We start from the raw sequence: 18,497 nt of genomic DNA on the forward strand, positions 1-18,497 counted from the left end.
GTTCAATTGGTCTGGAATCCATGCAGATTTAATGAAAAAGCGAACACTCCCTGTTGATAAGTGCCATCTGGTTCCAATCCCTCCAGCCCAAAAACGTCAAAAGTGGCTGATCGGCCCATCAAAAAGTGTTGCAATTCGCCAAAATTCAAAGCTACATACTACACCGCCACAAAACCTTATTTTCTTTTGTCCTTACTGTCCTTATCGAATCCCACTAGGTTAAAGAGTTCCCGCATTCTTGACCTTACTCGGTTCCCATACCTTAATTCGAGTTCCTGTGCATTGAGATTGGTGGTGGCATGGGTCTTGATCTTATGGTCAGTGAACAGCTCATAGCGGGACAATAAGATCTCCCCCATGACATTGCACTCCTTTCCAAAATGGACCCCATCAGGTTCCACACCCAGGTCGTCAAAACAAAAGGATTGGGTGTTTCCATAGTCCCCAATAATCTTATAGCCCAAATGGTTGAAGCCAAAGACAATGTTCCTGGAGGGAATGACTTCATAAGGCCTTTGGTGGGGCACCATGAACTTGAACAGTTTCATCAAACTGGTCTTCCCACAGCCTACCGGACCTGAAAGGAGAAGGCCCTTATCCACATCGATGCCCAACTGTTTGCAACGTTCCCTGTCCCGGATAAAGTAGAGACTGAGCTTGTACAGCATTTCCCGGTCCTCCCTATGGATCCTGAACTTTTTGCCGAACAGGAGTTTTCCCTTGGCATCGAGATAGACCAGTATCTTCTCGAAATCGTATTTGATCTCCCTGCCCTTCAGGGAGCCCAGTTCATAACTTATGTCACCTTCGGTGATGATATGTGGGGCCTTAAAATTCATAACGGCTCATTGTAGTCCTTGTCTTTGCTGGTCCGCAAGTTGTCCAGATATGGGACAGTGGGGGTGCGTTTGGCATTGTTTTCTTCGATCTCAAAAACTTTCTTTTTCATTTTCTTTTGTTTCTTCCCGTTTGTATTGTTTTTAGTTGTTTGTATATGTTTGTTTATAGGTACCAATGCTTGTCCATTGCTTGTCCCGAATTTGGTACGGTGGTTGTCCATAGCTTGTCCAGTACTTGTCCCAAAATCGAACATCTTGATCCGGCTGCCCTTGTAGGGGTTATGGGATGGAGTATACAGAATATAGTTCCAGTGACTGAGCTCGCGGATGCAACGGTGATAAGTCGATTTGGACCCGATCTTGGCATAAGCCATGGCCTCTTCCCTACTGATAAAGAACTCGGCCACAAAATAATTTTGGTTCCATAATTGGAACAGTCCGATGTACAGGCTGATATGGGTCGGGTTCAACCGGTTGTCCTTGGCAAACTGGACAAACACCCCGTTCAGGTGTTTGATATAATTGATGTCCTCCATCTTAGATGCGGTTATGGACCTTGTTCTGCTCCAGTACTTCCATGATCTCATGGTATTCGTAATAGAGCACCCCTCCTATCTTTGTATAGGGCAGGGTCCCATTGATCCTTAGGTTTTGAAGGGTGCCCGGGGATATGCCCAAGAGGTCCCGCACCTCATTTGATTTGAGCCATTTTTTGTTGCGTTGTCCCTTTTCGTTCTGCAAAAGGTCCTTGATGTCCTCCAACAGTTCTATCTTGAACTCCCTTAAATCTTCGGTGGTAATGATGGTCGCTCCCATGTGTTTTGTGATTTAATAGGAAGGGCCACTGCATGATTTTTATGTCATTTGGTGACCCATCCACTGATTTGACTTTCTGGGACAAAACTCAAAAACAAAATTGAAAAAACTTCCCAAGTTGGTACCAAGGTGGGTGTTTTTTTCAATGCATAGGATTTGATGGTATTTGGTTGAATTTGACCTTTGTAAACCTATTGGAAACCTCAGAAAACCCATAATCCTGGCACTATGGCCCATCAAAATGCAAATTCCCAAGTTGGTACCAACTTGGGAAAAACTAAAACTCATTCATCCAGGGAATCCATCCGTTGGTTGAGCATCTCAATGAGCTTGTCCAAAAAGCGGGTCTTACTGGTCTTTCGGGACCGGATATCAATAAAAGTGTGGTAGTAGTTACCGAGGTCCACATTGTAAAAATGTTCAAAATGCGAGGCCAACTCCTTGATGTCCGTGGTACCGCTATTGATGCATTTGCTGGATTGGAGTGCATATAAAAGTTCGATCAAATCGGTCTTGTTTCCGGTCCAGAAGAGTTTTGAAGGTTTTTCCATGGTCATGTTCTTTTGGGGTTCTAAATTGTTTTGTAGGTCATCCACCTCCTTTCTCAGGTACACGATGAGCATGTCATAGGCCATGATCGTGGCCACGGTACCATCCTGACAGGTGGAAAACTGGTCATCGATCAAAAAGTGGAAGGATTCAAGGGGCAACCTGAGATCTCGGTTACCCCGAACGAAATACTGCTCGTCGAGGGACATGGCCCCACGACGGTAATAATTATAAAACTCCAGATTATCGTTAAAAAAGGTCTGGAACTTGTCGATCTGAAGTTGTAGGTACTTGATCTGTGCCGCATCATTTCCCCTAGGCCGCTTGCTCTCGATATTGAACAGTTTGACATAATAGATCAGCTTGCTAAAGATTTGGGGCTTGACGTGCTTAAAGAAGTAGATTTCGTCCGCTTGGGTCTCGAAGGTCTTGCCGGTAATCTGTTTTTGGAGTTTACGGATGCTCTTCTCCACAAGTACGATACCCTTTTCCGCTTTGAAAAGAATATCCCCGTTCCCGCTTTCCAAGGCATCCAATTGGCCTTCAAATTCTGATAGCAGCTTTTGGTATTTCATGACGTTTTTCCATTAATGCTGGCCTTCCATGATTCCGAGCAATTCCAGGATGAAATTGTCATTGGTCTGGAGATAGGCATATTTTTTCTCGACCGTTGCACCGAGTTTCCGTTTCTCAAAGGCAGCGGTCAACCCAAAATCGATTTTGGGAATGCCCAATCCAATGGCCCGTTCAATGGTCCGGTAGAGCAATTGCCGATAAATGGCAAACTCTTCCAGACCGTCATAATCCATACCTACAAAAGCAGGGACATAGACCTGGTTCAAATTGGTATAACAGAACATTACACCCACTATCCTTTCAGGTTTATCCCATGAACAAAGGAGAATAAACTCCCACAAATGGTTTTCGTTCATCTTTTCAAACAGGGAGTCCGGAAAGGAAAAGGTATTGAGCCCCAAATTTCTGGACTGTACTTCCCCGAACAAGGATTTGACCTGTTCAAGTTCAGATTTGGATAGCTTAGGAAGAACTAGGGTCTTTGCCCTATCGAGATAGGGTTGGACGTCCTTTCGAAAATGTCTTCTATTCCTTGAAGACAAACGTTTCAAATAGTCTTCCATGGAATCCACCTTGTCCAGGACAACATAACAGGCGTTGGGCATCTGCACCCTTAAAAATCCCTGACCGTAAAGCGATTCGTTCCATGGTGTATGTTCTCCAAAGTCCCGTAGGACGGTCATCTTGGCCCCAAATTGGTGTTCCAGTTTTTCCATGGTTTCCAATAGGGTGTCCCTCGCTTCCTTGCCCAATGCATGTGATGCATTCCAATACAGGTGATCTCCTTCCGTGAACAGGCAACCTAGGGACAGGACCATGGATGACAAATGGTAGGGATCGATTTTCCTTTCCTCCTCAATGGCAGCAGAAATTTGTGCTTGTGCCAGCATATCGTCCTTCCAAAGGGAAACGGTCAGAAAGGTCATCAATACAGGTATCCCATCAGCATCCTTGATGACCACATATCGGAACAACCAGTTATGTTCCCTCTCTGGGTTATCCTGGAATACCTCTTCCAAAAACTTCAGCCCCTCCCAATCGTAGACCCCCTGCCCACCTAATCTTTGGTTCCATTCTTCCTTTTCAATTTGGTCAATGGTATCGAATACTTCAATGGTAAGCTCAGAAGATACTTTCGGCCCATTTAGGGGCTTTGGTTCCATATTAAAGGCGTGGAATACCCTTTGGGCATCGGTCTGGGTATCTTCCAATGCCTTTGGAAAATGATATTCCATGGCCTCCACCAATGCTTGGATTTCCATTTTTTGGTTATGCCTTGAAATCGTAATCCTTACACCAGTATTCTTTACAGGTACAGCAGGAAAGATCCCGAGGTTGACAAAGAAGCCCTCCCCCATCAAACGGTTCACAAAATTGTACCCGGTTTTGGGCATACCGGTCCCGATATAGAACACCGGGGATTCATTCCGATCGATCAAGGGAAGTTCCGTTATAGAAAGGCATTCATTGAAATAATCGATGCGTTCCCGCAATTCGTGCTGAAGCTCATAGATCTCGGATGATAGGTGAATCTGTGCAGAGGCAATGGCCGCGGCAACAGAAGCGGGTTCCAATTGGGCAGAAAAGGTCAACGGTCCACCAAAGGTCTTGATCTTATTATATAGTTGTGGGTTGGAACAGGCCAATACTGCACCACTGGCCCCAAAAGTCTTGCTCAGGGTGCCGAAGAGCAATACATTTTCGGACAATTCCCCCAATTGGTCCAACACATATCCGGTACCATTCCTTCCCACCCAACTCATGCCATGAACATCATCGAAATAAAAATGCAATTGGGAATATTTTTTTGCCAACCCCATCAGTTCCTTAACCGGGGCATAATCCCCGTACATGGAATAAATGCCATCGGCCATATACCAAATCCTGCCTTTGGAATGTTGGTACTTTTTAATCTTGTCCTCCAACATTTCCAAATGGTTATGCCGGATCATTTCGATGGGAACACTCCGGGTTTTTAGCATTTTGGCCGCATTCTGTACACTCCAATGGACCTGGTGGTCCAGAATGATTACGTCGTCATCATCCACGGCACTTGGAATGACACCTAAGTGCCCAAGGGTACTGTTTTTGGTAATGACAATGGGATAGCCATACATTTCGGAAATCGAGTTTTCCAATTCCTCATATAACGGATTGGAGATATAGGATTTGGATAAGGGAAATTGCGTCCCATAGCTATCAATGGCCTCCTTGGCGGCCTTTTTCAATCTGGAATCCTGTTCCAGCCCTAAATAACCCGTGGTCCCAAAATGGTACAGTTCCCTACCCCCGACTTCTATCGTCCTTCCTGAAAAAGACTTTCCTTCGGCATAAAGGTGCAATACCCCAGCTTGTTTTGCATCAGTGAATACCTCATGTACAGTGTTCAAAAAATTGTGGTGTTTGATCTTGGCCATTTTATTTGATATTATTTGTGATAAAAAGAAACGGATTTTGTAAGTTGATAAATCATACTTATTCTATTTAATCCCTTTCAGATAACAAATACTCCTTTTCAGATAACCAAAATCCTTTTATTAACGTCAATAGCTCTCCTGTAAAAAAATCAATTGCAGTAATTTTGTAAATTGATTGCGCTAACCAGTTTTCCGGAGATGAAAAAAACACATGAAAACAGCTATGCCATATATCTGTTGACTGATGATCTTTTACATATTATCTACAAGAAAGTGCCGTGTATCAACCGTAAGGCGGCACAACTCATAGTCAAGGATCGGATGGAATTACAAGAAGGTAAATCGATGCCGGTGCTATGCGATATACGGGAAGTCAGAAATATCGATAAGGCCGCAAGGGACTATTTGGCTTTGGAAGGTTCCCTTTGGATCGAGAAACTGGCCTTTTTGATCGATCCACCGGTTACGGATATGATCAGCTCCATTTATTTGGACACCCATTCCCAGAAAGTGCCTACACGATCCTTTACCAAAAAAGCGGAGGCCTTGGCCTATTTGGGCATTAAGGAAACCGATGAAAACTAACCAATTTAATGAAAGGATATGCCGAACAGCGATGACTTTAGGGTAAAACGGATACAAAAGATGCTCTTGGAAATGGCCAAGGGCAATTTTTTCTATTCCATTGAGCCTTCCGATAAAAATGACAATATTGCTTCTTTGGTGGTCATGTTGAACATGGTCAATGAGGAAATAGGGGCGGCCTTTATCCATCAGGGTTTTGCAAACGCACACAACACCCCACAATGTGTCATCCAACTATCCATGATCTTAGATGGGAATGGTCACATTGAATTGCTCACCAATGGCACCTGCTCCCTATTGTCCTATCCCCCTAAGGATCTTTTCGGAAAACATATCTCTGAATTCATGACCGAAAGGTCCCGGGAAAGATGGAACAAGAAAATGGCAAAACATTTGAAACGGGAGCGGTCTGAAACGGTATTGTTCTTGGAATTCATTACGAACGATGGTCTTTTGCTGGCCAAGGATTGTCAAATATCGGTGTACCAGGCCTTGGATGGGAGCGGTCAAAAAACCCTGTTGAACTCCGTCTTCTTTTCCAAGGGGGAACCTTTTGAAACGGGACTGCCCAAAAATAAACTCAAAGTAACCAAGGGCATCAAGGAGCATAAGGTCACGTTGACACCAGAGGACATCCAAATCATCAGGGACGTCCATGACATGATCATCAACAATCTGGACAAGGACCTTCCCACCTTGCAGGATCTTGCCCGTCAAAAGGGCACCAACGAGTACAAACTGAAATATGGCTTCAAACAGATCTATGGTACGACCATTTTTAGATTTCTGATCAGGGAACGACTTCGAATGGCAAGGACCCTGATTCAGCACAGCACCCTGACAATAAAGCAAATCATCCAAATGACCGGCTTTAAGAGCAAAACCCATTTTTCAAGGGCATTCAAGGACAAATATGGACTATCCCCTACTGATTTAAGGTCATAAAATCCTTAATATCATGCATTTACTCCGTTTCAGATAACAAATACTCCCTTAGGGATACATCAGACTCCCGAACTTTGTCATATCAAATCAAAGGATATGTCTCACAAAGGAATCTACTCCAAACTTATTACCCTGTTCAGCCTTTTGTTGACCCTACTGTTCGTTTATACTGCGGTCAGCAAATTGATGCATTTGGATACCTTTCAATTGAGGGTGGAGCGTATGCCCTACATTGCATCCTATGCCACAGTGATCTCATGGGCCGTGCCCTTTGTGGAGCTGGTGATCGCAGGCCTATTGTGGTTCGCAAGATACCGCACACTTGCCCTGTATGCCAGCTTGGTCTTATTGGGTTCATTCACCATCTATATCAGTATAGTTCTAAAATACAGTGAGTCCATCCCTTGCTCCTGTGGCGGGGTCATTTCAACCTTGGGGTGGACGGACCATATTTTGTTCAATATCACTTTTATGTTCATGGCCTTGTTGGGAATCATTTGTAACAACAAACAGAATATCATGCAATCGCATCAAAATACTGTGCAGTAGGGGAAGCCGAAAACCTAGAAAAGAGTAGGCATTAACGTTTATACTTAGTATTATGAAATCTAATTTTTTAAAACTTGTTTTACCGGCCTTCGCCATCCTTTTGGCGGTCGGCCTGGCATTTGCAACTGAGGATAGGGCTGTCTTTCAAGATGGTCACTATTATGACACCGCTGAGCAGGAATGGCGATCCATTCCCGCCGAAGGCTGTGGTGAAACCGGGAATACCCTTTGTAAACATCTTGGTTATCAATTGTATTCCATGCCAAGCTTTGGCAGCACGCCTTTGCGCAAAAATGTGCCATAATCGGTTTTCTGATTCAATTAAAAGGTGCCTTTTCCAAGGCACCTTTTTCACTAATTCAACAAACTTCCACAAACATTAGGGCAATTCTCCCAGTTCATGAAATTCCTTCAGACCTTAGCTACATCCCATATATTTTTTCCAGACATCTTTCCCAATGGGCCATACTGACATCATCCCAATTTCTTTTCATTCCATTTTGGATAGTCTTTTTCAACCCTTTCAATTGCATCCTAAACTGAGCCACTACATAATCAGAATGGAAAAAAAAACGCTCCTCGGAATTTGGCCCATGTCCCTTCTGTTGCACAAATCTGACCAAAAGGTCAATATATAATATCTGTATCGTTTGCCTTTGACTTTCTACAGGGGCATGGTTATATTGCAGTTCCCTGAACAGGCCGGATTGTAGTTGGTCCAAGTAATTTTGGACCATATTTTCAGAAGCAGAACTGCTTTCCATGAATTCTAAACGCCTCAATCGGGGAGCCATGACCAATTCAGACAAGAGCCTTTGTTGATAGCCCAAGATATAATCAGGAAAAGTAGAGTACATTGTCTTTGAATAAAAGCTTGGTTGGGTCAACCATTTAGGTGGATCAAAAGCATTGGCAAGTAGAAACTCCATTGCTTCTGATTGTTTTTCCCAAGGTATCGGCGTGTACATTTGCCCTTGTTGACCCAAGGGTTTATACTGGATATCATATCCCCCGATCAGTGTCGAAACATGGACCATATGGTTGTACCATAGTTCCAACGTTTTTTCATGCAAACGACCCAATCGTGCATTGTCTTTCTGATCTAGGGTTACTTTGGGCAATAGGGAGATCACCCTTTCCAAGTTTTTCAAGGCCAATCCGGTACTACGAACGGGATCATTGGTTTCGACCACCTCATTGGAAGTCGCGGGGCCAATGGATTCAAAAATGGCATTGTTGAACCGGTACCAAGGAACGGAATCCTGCCACCGTATCATTTTCTCCAAAGCCATACTTTCCCCTTTCCCTGAAATGTCCTTGGGAAACTCCGTATAGGCCCATTGGATATTGTACCTATCCGTCGGACCTACCCTTTGGACCAAAAGGTCAGGTGGAACACTGTCCTCTGGTTGGGGAAGGTTCGAAGATCTGGCATAGTTCATAATACTTGGTGTATGGCCCATGTTGCGTAACCACACACTATCTTTCATTTTCTCCCATGGATAACTGAACTCTCCATAATTGGCATCCTTGAGTCCGAAAACATGGCCCGCCTCATGTGCCACTATCACTTGGAAGAGGGAGCCGACAAGTTCATCGGGAAATGGGAATTGTCGGGCCCTTTGATCCAAAGGCACTGAACGGACAAAATAGCGTTCCATTACGGTCCGTTCCGAGGCACTTATAAAGATATCCCCCCGCAAAATCTCACCTGTCCTGAGATCGACGATTTTGGCAGCCGTACCCCCATAGTCCCCGTATTCCGAACCCCTTATATCATTGATCCCGGACCAGTACACGATATTGGAATGGATGCTATGTGCCGTCCATTCATCCAAAGTATCCAATTCCTTGACCACCAATGCATCCTTGAATCCTGCCGACTCAAAAGCAGGCAACCATTCTTCAATACCCGCCTTGATATAGGGCCTCCATTTTTTGGGAATGTCAGGTGACAATAAAAAGTTAATTGGATTGATGGGCACACTGACCTCTTGGTCTTGAAACCTTTTCTCCAAACGCCATCTGGAAATATTGGCCAATCCATTTCTTAATTGGAGATGCATGCCCGAGGACTCCTCATTGTAAAACCCCATCCGATAGTCGAACCTTCTGGCCTTCATCGGGTCAGGTAAAACGGTAAATCCGAAGAATATGGGCACCGATACTTTGAAACCTCCCTTGACCAGTCCCCTACGGGTCTTGATGATCACTTCGTCGTCCAAATCCTTTGCCCCCATCAGCATGGTAATCTCCGGCACCAGTTCCTCGGCAAATCCAGGTTCCCATTCTATTCTTTGCTGCAACACCAAGGATGTGATGTTTACCCTATACGACCCTGGTTCTCCCTTGTCCTTTTTCAAAGGAAAAATGGCCAGGATATTATCCGTAATGGTGAGATTTGGTGCGACGGGCAAGGTAATACCTGTTGTTGAGCGGACACTCGGAACCTTCAACAACATCCGATCCCCTTGCAAGGACCAGATAACCTGTAAAAACCTCCGATGGCTTCCTTGATCGTACCGGACGAAAAGAAGTCGTCTACCCAAGACTTCTTTTGGCACATCCAGAAAAAGTTCGCCGTCAACCACTGAAGTGGTCAGAAAAGGATGGTTCATTTTTGGTCCTGCGTTCCGAATCCCAGATACCTGAACTGTATCGCAATGCTTTACCAAAGCCATACTTGGGAGTGTTGAAACACAAATCCATACAATGAGTTGTACCATCCTTATGATCAAATTGGGATAGTTTCGTTTTCGCAGCTGCGGAACACCCAAACGATCTTTGCAGGTAACATCAATAGCCATCATTCTGCGGCAATAAATTGGGATTGGCCTCCAGCTCGGACTCGGGAAGGGGCAGCAGCACATCTGTTGACTGCCAATTGGGTTTAAGGGCACCCATAACTTCTTCGGTCAATCCGGTCCGCCCAAGATCAAACCAACGCAAACCTTGTTCAGTGAACAGTTCCCGCCTTCGTTCTAGGATAATGGCATCCAGAAGGTCGTCAGTTGTACTGATATTCACATCGGGTAATCCGGCCCGGTTCCGAATTGCATTGAGGTCCGCTCGCGACCCGACCATATCCCCCAATTGTGCCCGGGCCTCTGCCCTGATCAACACCTGCTCTGCCAATCGCATAAGTATGGAATATTCCACGGATTCCATCTCATTGATATCGGCTTTGTACTTATGTGCAAAATAAAGGGTAATGGTGTTGTCCACATCTGACATACTGCCGACCCAATTGTCCCTTCTCAAATCATCCGCTTCAAAGGTCATCAAAAAATCCGCTGTCAAGGCATATGACTGTCCGGGAATGGACCGAATGATCAACTGCTCCCCTTCCCTCGTGTTCAACGGGAATTCGGTATCGGCCTTGAGTTGCCATATGGTTTCTTGGGAATCCTTAAGGAACACTCGGTCAAGATCATTTTCCAAGGAATAGGAATCGATAAGTTCCGTGGCCAAGGATGCCGCCATTTCCCAATTTTCATCATACAGGTACATCCGCGCCAACAATGCCTTGACCACGTCCCTATCCGGGGCTACCCTTTCACTTGACACAAAATCAACACTTTCCAAGGCATCCAGTGCTTCGGAGAGATCCCGAATGATATAAGCATAGACCTCGGTTGTTGGGATTCGGGACACCCTACCGTTTTCCAGATAGTCCGTGGAAGTGATATACGGCACATCCCCAAAGGCAAGTACCAATTGACTATGCAAGTAGGCACGGATGAACAAAGCTTGCCCCTTGAATTCATTCTTTTCATCCTTGGTCAGTCCATTGGATGCATCCACCCCATTGATTATATCATTAGCACTATAGATCAAGTGGTAAGTATGGCGCCACCAATTGGCAATAATACCATTGGCCGCAGCTACTTCACCCTGATAGAATTGGATCAAATCGGCTCCAAAACCATAATAGTCCAATTCATCAGCGTATATGCCCAGTACTGGGGTCACCCCTGTGGTTCCCGAAACCATTCCCTGTTCCCGCATCCCAAAATAAAGATTGGCAAGGGCAGATTCCACTGTGGACGGGTCATCGAACACGGTCTCCCATACCAAGGTGTTCCTTGGTGGATCTACTTCTACAAAATCGGCACAACCCATCATGTTCATAACCAAGATTAATAGGAACGTCCATGGAGTTCCAAATGGTGCTCCAATCGCGGATGTTCCCTGGCCTATATTTTCAAATGCTGTATCGTTCAAACGTTTCATATTAAGGGTTTAAGGTTAAAAACTAAGTTGGAGTCCAAGGGTCATCTGGCGTAAGGCGGGCAAACGTGTATTGGTCGGCTGTTCGGGATCCGGTCCCTTATACCCCGTAATGGTCCAGATATTCTGACCTTGGAGGTATACGTTGATGTCAAGCCCCTCCTTTATGTCGGGAATCTTGTAATTCAATGAAATGTTCCTCAAACGGATGAATGAAGCATCCGAAACTGCCGCATTGCTTTGCTGTTGGTACTGGTCAAGATCCCCGATAGGCACCAAGCCACTATAGGCCCTAGAAAAGGGCACCAGGTCTCCAGGCTGCTGCCAACGATCGTACATTTCCTTGGGGGCATTACCCTTTAGGCCCGGGACGGTCCCAAACAGTAGATTATTCAACGCCTTTTGCTTTTTGAACTGAAAGAAGACATCCAAGGTAAAGTTCCCCATGCTTAAGGTATTTCCCAACCCCCCATAAAACTTGGGGGCCAAGTCCTCGACCCATTCCCGGTCCTCCAGCCTGCTGATGTTCCCATCCCCATTAAAGTCTTCGAAACCATACATCCCAGTTTCAGGGTCCACCCCTAGGGAATGGTACAGTTTCAGTATGGTCAGGGGCTCCCCTATGATATACCTATTGGCAAAGGTTGAGTTTTCAAGTCCATCAAATTCCACCAACCTATTTTTCGGAAGGGTCAGGTTCAGGGTAGTGGACCAATTGAATTTCCGCGATTGGACATTTACCGTCCGTAGGTCCAATTCAATCCCAGTATTCTCCACAATGGCATCAAAATTTCCAGTCAGTTCCGAAAATCCCGTAGTGGCCGCCAATGGAATCCCGACCAACTGATTGGATGATCTGTTACGGTACCATGATGCATTGAGCAATATTCGGTCCTTGAAGAAACCCAATTCCAGGGCAGCCTCCAATTTCCTGTTCTCCTCCCAACCGAACAAGGGATTGAACAGTCCTGTAGGTTCAATGACCGTTACCCCATCATAATGGTCCCCGGTAACGGAATAGGTATCCAAGAATCGATAATCACCGACATTATCACTTCCCGTAGTGCCATAACTCGACCTTAACTTTCCATAGCTCAGAACAGAATTTTCACGCCAAAGACCCTCCTCGGAGAAAAGCCAGGCCAATCCGACCGCACCAAAGTTTCCAAACTGTTTGCCCGGTCCAAATCGGGAAGATCCATCCCTTCGTCCGGTCAGGTTAATGAAATACCTATCCAAGAATTTAAGGTTGATACGCCCAAACACAGCATTATAGTTATATACATTGTCTGTATTGGAAAGGATATCCAGGTTGTCCGCAGCGGCCATGTTAAGGATCAGTTCATTGTTGGGGAAGCCCCGACCCCGCAGAGCGAGCTGTTCCGTGGTCTCCTGCTGAAAGGTGGTACCCAAAAGGACGTCCAACGAAAATTGGTCCCATTGTTTCATCCAATTCAATTGGGGTTCCACAATCCATGATTCCCTTTTGGACACATTGGTCATCAGGTAGGAGTAATTTTGGGGTGTCAGTCCATATTGTGGGTTTCTTGACGAGGAGGGCATGGCCCTTTGGGCATCCAATCGATAGTTGGTAAAGCCCATGCTGGACTTCACTTCAAGATTGTCCAAGATCTTATAGGAGACCACTGCATTGGTGATGAGGGTATTGGAAACGACCATATATTTTTCCTCCAATGCAGCCATAGGGTTTTCCCATGTATTGCCTTCCCAGTTGATATTCCCTTCTGCATCATAGAGTGCAGGGGCATTGGGTTCCAAGGTATATGCCATGGTACTAAAATCCGTGCTGGGCAAATAATTATCCTCTTTGGCGTAAGAGGTCGAAAGGCTGACCCCAAACTTGCCATCCTCGGAACGATGGTTCAGGGAGGTATTCAAATTTGCCCTTTTGTATCTAAAATCCCCTGGAAAGACCGTGGTCTCCTTTTGATAGGCTCCACTGATCAAAAATTGGGTTTGTTCACTGCCACCGGAGAAAGAGAGTTGCGCATTGTTTCGGTATGCCGTGCCCCCGATAAGTACCTTTTGCCAATCGGTATATCGATTTTGGTCCCAAAGGGTCACATCAGGCCAAAAGAAATCCAACCCTGGATTGCCCAAAAGGTTATCAACCCCATCATTGATGATCCCCTCCCTGCGCAATTCCAAGTATTCCTTTGTTTTCATCAAGTCCATAAAATGGGATACCTGTCCAAGGGAAGTACTCAACCGGGCATCGAAGCGGGTCTTGCCCGCCCTGCCCTTCTTGGTGGTAATGAGCACCACACCATTGGCGCCACGGGACCCATAGATGGCCGTTGCATCAGCATCTTTCAGCACCTCTATGCTCTCAATATCATTGGGATTGATGGCATTGAGGGGACTAATGTTTCCGCCAACGATCGCGGTTGACAGACGGGCCGACCCCATCGATTGGGAACTAAAGGGTACACCATCCACAATGAACAACGGATCGGATGCCCCGTTGATGAAATTCCTGCCCCGGACCTCAATGGAGAACCCACCTCCGGGCACCCCTGTATCCTGAACAATATTGACTCCTGACATGTGTCCCTGCATGGCGGCCAAGGGATTGCCCACGGGCTGTTTATCGATGACCTCTGCCTTAATGGTGGCAATATTTCCGGTGCGTTCCTTTTCGGAAACTTTATAGTACCCTGCATTGAGCACCACTTCACCCAATACGGTAACATCCTCCTCCAAGGAAACAATAAGCTCTTCCCTATCCCCAATGGCCACTGAAAGGGTTTTGTAGCCCACCATGGAAAAGATAAGCACATCGGTAGGACCCGCATTGATAGAAAAGGAACCATCTAAATCTGAAATAGTTCCAATATTCTTGGATTCCACCACAAGGTTCACCCCGGCCAAGGGATTCCCTGAAGTATCGGTCACGGTGCCGGAAACAGTGGCCTGTGTTGGTTCCAAGACTGTGCCCGCCTGCACATTAATTAAAAAAAATGGCATTAAAAAGACATATAGGAGCATGAACAGGAAAATCCTGGGCATGCGTGATATTGATTTTTTCATAAATTGAGTTCGTTTAATTTCTTTGCAAGTTGTTCATCACACTACCCAAAAAGCCACGGGAAAGCCGTAACTTCCAAAAGGGTATTTAGGTTCGGACAAAGGCCATCCTGTCCAAGGGGCAAAAGCCCGTGGAAATGGATTCCTTAACCAAAAAAAGACCATGATTTCGTGCTGGGTCGGTTGCCCAAATGTGTAGTAGTTAGTTGTGAGACTAAAGGATATCGTGAACCGAAAAATTAGTGTAACGTGTATCCCACAACCCTAGTCTTGGGGTTATACGGGGTTCTTTGGCTTCTTTTTAAACAGGATATCGAACACTGAGTGAGATGTCCCAAAAACAGGACAATCACACAGAGTGAACCCTACATAAAAAAGTTGCCAAATGTTTCCCATAACCCAAATGGTTAGGCGACACTTCAAAAAAACAAAGGAATCAAACGCTAAGAAGAAAGTTACAATGAACCAATACCAAAAAAAAGGCGCGGAACTCAACTTACCATAGTAGAGGTACTGGTATACCTTGCAGATGATAAGAAAGCCCACGCCCCGGGTCGTGAGCAATCTACTTATCCTCTCATCTGCATAAAATTACCAGTTTTCTACTATGAGATTCTAAGCGAATGCTTCAAATATTGTCTATACGAAGTATCGCAAAATTACTATAAACTGAATTGTATTATCAGTTATCACCTCAAATATATAAAAATAATCGGTACGCCAAAACGTACCGATAAATTGTTTTCTAAATAGTTACTTGGGACTATGAAAAAGGAGTTAGAAAAGCTTATAAGAATAAAGATTGCTATTAGCTTAAGAAGACTTCTTGAAAACAGCAAAAAATTTCTTCAAAGTGATGACGATATTGCGCAGAGCTACAATCAAATAGCAATTATTACCGGTCTAAGGAAAGGTACTGTTTCCGATACTTTTAATGCAAAATCTACTCCTGGGTCCGGCACATTAATCCTAATCGTAGAATCAATGGGATTCGACCTTAGAGATTTTTCAAAGCTTTATTGTTCAATTAATGAAAGCGAGATTAAAAGTTTTAATGTGATACTTGATTGATAACTCGGTTACTTTAGCAAGCTCTTCTTTTTTTCTAGAAAATTCTTACATTTAAATTCTATTATCCCCCAAAAAATTTATTGAAAACTAATAAAGCTATGCTTTGCATTCAATTGCAGAACTTGTGAATAAGATGACCAAATTGGTGGCATATATACAAGACAGTTGAGTATATAAGCTAGTTAGCCACAAGCTGAAAAAAAATCTGAATGACAATAAATTACATAGTTGAAATTTGCATAGCAATTGATATTGCAATTTTGGGTATTGCATATCCAATTATTGTGGATAAAATATCAAACATTGGAGAAAGATACAATTCAAACTATTTATCAGTTCTTTTTAATAAAGAAATCCCTCAACGACCAGTAATTTTAAAATTTGGAAAAAAAAGAATTGAATTATCAATCTTTCAATTAGCATTATATGTAACAATTATTTCTTTTCTATTTTTAATATTTCCAATTCAGCCACCTTTTGGTTGGGATAATTTTTTCATCAATAATTCCGCAAAACTATTAGTTTTTGCATTGACCACAACCTTAACCATTTTGTTTTTCCAATGGTTAAATAAGGTCGTGCTTTTCAATGGTAAACCAACCTCTTTGTTAAGCTATGTAATTAAAAAACACACATCACTTAAAAAGGAATCTACGGACAAACCATACTTCCTAAAAACAATCAATGAATTTACTTTTTACGCAATTGAAAAGCAAGATGAGCATTTACAAGAGACTTTGCTTGAATTTTACTATAGTGAATTCTCTTCGATTCGAAAAAATCACGATAAGTCCAAACCATTAATTTATCCAGCAGATTTATATTCAATGGTACATAAACTAAATGTACAGTTAGCAAATAGCAGTAACCTAAAACTACCTGCAATAGAACATAGAGCTGTTAGTGGTTGGTGGTTACTTGGAGAAGATTTTGAAGAAATACCAATTTCCGAAGAGACATATAATTGGCTTTGGAGAAATCTGTATGTTATTTGCGAGAATGAGAAGTTTGTAAAAATGTATTGGTCAAACGCTCATCAGTATCTAGATTTTAGATTACGACCAATTATAGAAGATTACGATTTTGAATCTGGAGAGGTCAAAAATAAAATAGAAGTCCAAAACCGATTACAACAGAGAAGAACGTTTCTTGAATTTCATTACGCTTTAGGAGGTCTTTTATTATATAGAAACCAGTATAAAACCTTAAAATACATATTAAATTATTCTCAATCATTACCACCAAAGTTTGTTCTTCTGCCCGAAACAATGACAGAAATTTTTGAGTGGTTTGAAGAATTTAGAAATGAGTTTAAAAATCGTCAGACACCGATTGACATCAAATTTTATTTTCCCGAACTGGATAATTTAGGTAATAGAAGACAAGTTAATTATTGGATATGTAGTTATTTAACAGTTTTGTTTTTGCGTCAGTGGACCCTACATAAATATTATACTTTCCAAGATTTTACAGCACTTCCAAATTTACCCAATAATGTCGTTGAATTAAACAACTGGTTGGCAACTGTATCATTCTTTGAAAATTGCCTTAATGATGTATTATCAAATAAAGAGCTAATTAATGTTTTAGGTTATACAGAAGTCGTTGCAGAAAAGTCAGATGAAATCAAGAATTTCTCAAAAACCTTAAAAGACAAAATAAAAGATAAGATTGGTCAAGAAAAATTAAATGCACCGTTATCTCCAGATAAAATTGAAAATTTCGAGAATAAATCAAACGAAATTATTTCAAAAGCTTTCGAAAGCTATAATGATATTTTCATTGAACTAGATGATAAAGAAAAAGATGATGAGTTAAAATTAACCGTCACCGGTGGGCAGACTTTAATGTCAAAATCTGCATTTACAGATAATGACATTCCTCATTTAAACTACGATTCAATTTTTGCAAGTCAAGTAGCACAAAATAGTATAAAGCGATTTATTCCAAATTCATTTTTAGTTTCAAGAACTAGACGATATTTACTAAATAAGGATAATTTCCTTGAAGGTTTAAATAAATTAATTGGAGAAAATCCTGATGTTGTTATTGTTGCTGTAAACGCAGGTTATCGTTTAAAAGAAATTTTGAAAGAATATGATGCAAGAACAAAATACATTCCATCAACTGAATATCGAATACAAGATATAATTTATGTTCTAAATAAAACGGATTTACCTAGTATCGAACACAGAGATATACTAGAGCAGGAAAAAGCGGATAGTCAACTAAAATTACTTAATGAAGATTTAAATATATATGCTTCGGTAATAGATGTAAGTAATCCAGAGAATAAAAAGGTAAAAGAAAAATGGGATAGTAAAGAGTTTAAAGATAATTCGGAAATACAAGTTCAAATCACAATCGCCTTTTTAGCAGTAATTTATTGGAGAAAGGAAAGGGATATTGTACAAATTGGACTTTACTCTGAATTTAAAGAGCAAGGAATTGAAAGCACCCTTGATGAAATTAAACCATTAAAGAAAACTTCTAAAAAAGATAAAAAGAAGTAAAGCCAGTGGCTAACAATGTATAAAAATAATAGCGGTTTAATCGCTAAAACGAAAGTAAGTCAATATAAAAAAGGTCTGTGTTTAACTGAAAAGCTAGTGCTTGAAAATCCGCTACTATTCTTATACTAGACCGTTAACAATTATATTAAATGAACATTCCGCAAATAAAATTAATTCAGTCAAAAGGGCAGTTAATGCACAATGACGACATAATTGTATTAGATCCGGACTCGGATTTTGGGAATTTAACGATCAAGTACTTCGTAATCTTAACACGTATAGCTGTAGATACCCCGATGTTTAGGACAGGTTTTCTACAAAACTAATATAATTATCAAGCCGCTCTCTTAAATAGATCA

General features: G+C 42.6%; 14 protein-coding genes. 6 read left to right on the forward strand and 8 right to left on the reverse strand.

Annotation, left to right across the window (positions count from 1 at the left end):
* Positions 1-176 precede the first annotated feature (176 nt).
* From SD449_RS05140 to SD449_RS05160, 5 genes are all read right to left on the reverse strand, one after another.
* Entirely contained in the window at positions 177-839 is a 663-nt protein-coding gene (locus SD449_RS05140; protein ID WP_163636515.1) for an ATPase, read from the reverse strand.
* A complete protein-coding gene (locus tag SD449_RS05145; protein ID WP_288933085.1) occupies positions 836-1,426 on the reverse strand; it encodes a hypothetical protein in 591 nt (196 codons plus the stop codon). The genes SD449_RS05140 and SD449_RS05145 overlap by 4 nt, the downstream gene beginning before the upstream one ends.
* The gene (locus tag SD449_RS05150; protein ID WP_036379020.1) at positions 1,377-1,655 is read right to left on the reverse strand and encodes a helix-turn-helix domain-containing protein; all 279 of its coding nucleotides are present in this window, start codon (positions 1,653-1,655) and stop codon (positions 1,377-1,379) included. The genes SD449_RS05145 and SD449_RS05150 overlap by 50 nt, the downstream gene beginning before the upstream one ends.
* Before the next feature lie 284 nt (positions 1,656-1,939).
* The gene (locus tag SD449_RS05155; RefSeq protein ID WP_166248551.1) at positions 1,940-2,779 is read right to left on the reverse strand and encodes an RteC domain-containing protein; all 840 of its coding nucleotides are present in this window, start codon (positions 2,777-2,779) and stop codon (positions 1,940-1,942) included.
* A 12-nt stretch (positions 2,780-2,791) separates the two neighbouring features.
* The gene (locus tag SD449_RS05160) at positions 2,792-5,197 is read right to left on the reverse strand and encodes an aminotransferase class I/II-fold pyridoxal phosphate-dependent enzyme (RefSeq protein ID WP_318309164.1); all 2,406 of its coding nucleotides are present in this window, start codon (positions 5,195-5,197) and stop codon (positions 2,792-2,794) included.
* Positions 5,198-5,395: 198 nt separating this feature from the next.
* Between SD449_RS05160 and SD449_RS05165 the strand changes: the two genes are divergently transcribed.
* From SD449_RS05165 to SD449_RS05180, 4 genes are all read left to right on the forward strand, one after another.
* A complete protein-coding gene (locus SD449_RS05165) occupies positions 5,396-5,782 on the forward strand; it encodes a DUF7793 family protein (RefSeq protein WP_318309165.1) in 387 nt (128 codons plus the stop codon).
* A gap of 18 nt (positions 5,783-5,800) precedes the next feature.
* The gene (locus tag SD449_RS05170; RefSeq protein ID WP_318309167.1) at positions 5,801-6,727 is read left to right on the forward strand and encodes a helix-turn-helix domain-containing protein; all 927 of its coding nucleotides are present in this window, start codon (positions 5,801-5,803) and stop codon (positions 6,725-6,727) included.
* 96 nt (positions 6,728-6,823) lie between these two features.
* Positions 6,824-7,276, forward strand: coding sequence for a MauE/DoxX family redox-associated membrane protein (locus SD449_RS05175; RefSeq protein ID WP_036379029.1), 453 nt, complete (start codon positions 6,824-6,826; stop codon positions 7,274-7,276).
* A 52-nt stretch (positions 7,277-7,328) separates the two neighbouring features.
* The gene (locus SD449_RS05180; RefSeq protein WP_036379030.1) at positions 7,329-7,580 is read left to right on the forward strand and encodes a DUF6520 family protein; all 252 of its coding nucleotides are present in this window, start codon (positions 7,329-7,331) and stop codon (positions 7,578-7,580) included.
* Positions 7,581-7,698: 118 nt separating this feature from the next.
* On the opposite strand, the gene SD449_RS05185 is transcribed toward SD449_RS05180, so the two are convergent.
* The 3 genes from SD449_RS05185 to SD449_RS05195 are packed head-to-tail and all read right to left on the reverse strand — an operon-like array spanning position 7,699 to position 14,557.
* Positions 7,699-10,086, reverse strand: a complete 2,388-nt coding sequence (locus SD449_RS05185) for a zinc-dependent metalloprotease (protein WP_318309169.1) — start codon at positions 10,084-10,086, stop codon at positions 7,699-7,701.
* Positions 10,073-11,509 (reverse strand): RagB/SusD family nutrient uptake outer membrane protein, encoded by a 1,437-nt coding sequence (locus SD449_RS05190; RefSeq protein WP_318309170.1) that lies wholly within the window; start codon positions 11,507-11,509, stop codon positions 10,073-10,075. Before SD449_RS05190 ends, SD449_RS05185 begins: the two co-directional genes overlap by 14 nt.
* Before the next feature lie 15 nt (positions 11,510-11,524).
* Positions 11,525-14,557: a SusC/RagA family TonB-linked outer membrane protein gene (locus tag SD449_RS05195; protein ID WP_318309171.1), complete on the reverse strand. Its 3,033-nt coding sequence runs from the start codon at positions 14,555-14,557 to the stop codon at positions 11,525-11,527.
* A gap of 762 nt (positions 14,558-15,319) precedes the next feature.
* Here SD449_RS05195 and SD449_RS05200 point away from each other — a divergent pair.
* On the forward strand, positions 15,320-15,625 hold the full coding sequence (locus SD449_RS05200; RefSeq protein WP_067029132.1) for a hypothetical protein: 306 nt from the start codon (positions 15,320-15,322) through the stop codon (positions 15,623-15,625).
* 209 nt (positions 15,626-15,834) lie between these two features.
* Entirely contained in the window at positions 15,835-18,138 is a 2,304-nt protein-coding gene (locus SD449_RS05205; RefSeq protein WP_318309173.1) for a hypothetical protein, read from the forward strand.
* Positions 18,139-18,497 lie beyond the last annotated feature (359 nt).

The organism is Flagellimonas crocea (assembly GCF_033441595.1).
Taxonomy (GTDB): domain Bacteria; phylum Bacteroidota; class Bacteroidia; order Flavobacteriales; family Flavobacteriaceae; genus Flagellimonas; species Flagellimonas crocea.

Excerpts from the sequence above, each read along its gene's own strand:
- SD449_RS05140 (WP_163636515.1), bottom strand. The coding sequence starts at position 839 with ATGAATTTTAAGGCCCCACATATCATCACCGAAGGTGACATAAGTTAT.
- SD449_RS05145 (WP_288933085.1), bottom strand. The coding sequence starts at position 1,426 with ATGAGATCATGGAAGTACTGGAGCAGAACAAGGTCCATAACCGCATCT.
- SD449_RS05150 (WP_036379020.1), bottom strand. The coding sequence starts at position 1,655 with ATGGGAGCGACCATCATTACCACCGAAGATTTAAGGGAGTTCAAGATA.
- SD449_RS05155 (WP_166248551.1), bottom strand. The coding sequence starts at position 2,779 with ATGAAATACCAAAAGCTGCTATCAGAATTTGAAGGCCAATTGGATGCC.
- SD449_RS05160 (WP_318309164.1), bottom strand. The coding sequence starts at position 5,197 with ATGGCCAAGATCAAACACCACAATTTTTTGAACACTGTACATGAGGTA.
- SD449_RS05165 (WP_318309165.1), top strand. The coding sequence starts at position 5,396 with ATGAAAAAAACACATGAAAACAGCTATGCCATATATCTGTTGACTGAT.
- SD449_RS05170 (WP_318309167.1), top strand. The coding sequence starts at position 5,801 with ATGCCGAACAGCGATGACTTTAGGGTAAAACGGATACAAAAGATGCTC.
- SD449_RS05175 (WP_036379029.1), top strand. The coding sequence starts at position 6,824 with ATGTCTCACAAAGGAATCTACTCCAAACTTATTACCCTGTTCAGCCTT.
- SD449_RS05180 (WP_036379030.1), top strand. The coding sequence starts at position 7,329 with ATGAAATCTAATTTTTTAAAACTTGTTTTACCGGCCTTCGCCATCCTT.
- SD449_RS05185 (WP_318309169.1), bottom strand. The coding sequence starts at position 10,086 with ATGATGGCTATTGATGTTACCTGCAAAGATCGTTTGGGTGTTCCGCAG.
- SD449_RS05190 (WP_318309170.1), bottom strand. The coding sequence starts at position 11,509 with ATGAAACGTTTGAACGATACAGCATTTGAAAATATAGGCCAGGGAACA.
- SD449_RS05195 (WP_318309171.1), bottom strand. The coding sequence starts at position 14,557 with ATGAAAAAATCAATATCACGCATGCCCAGGATTTTCCTGTTCATGCTC.
- SD449_RS05200 (WP_067029132.1), top strand. The coding sequence starts at position 15,320 with ATGAAAAAGGAGTTAGAAAAGCTTATAAGAATAAAGATTGCTATTAGC.
- SD449_RS05205 (WP_318309173.1), top strand. The coding sequence starts at position 15,835 with ATGACAATAAATTACATAGTTGAAATTTGCATAGCAATTGATATTGCA.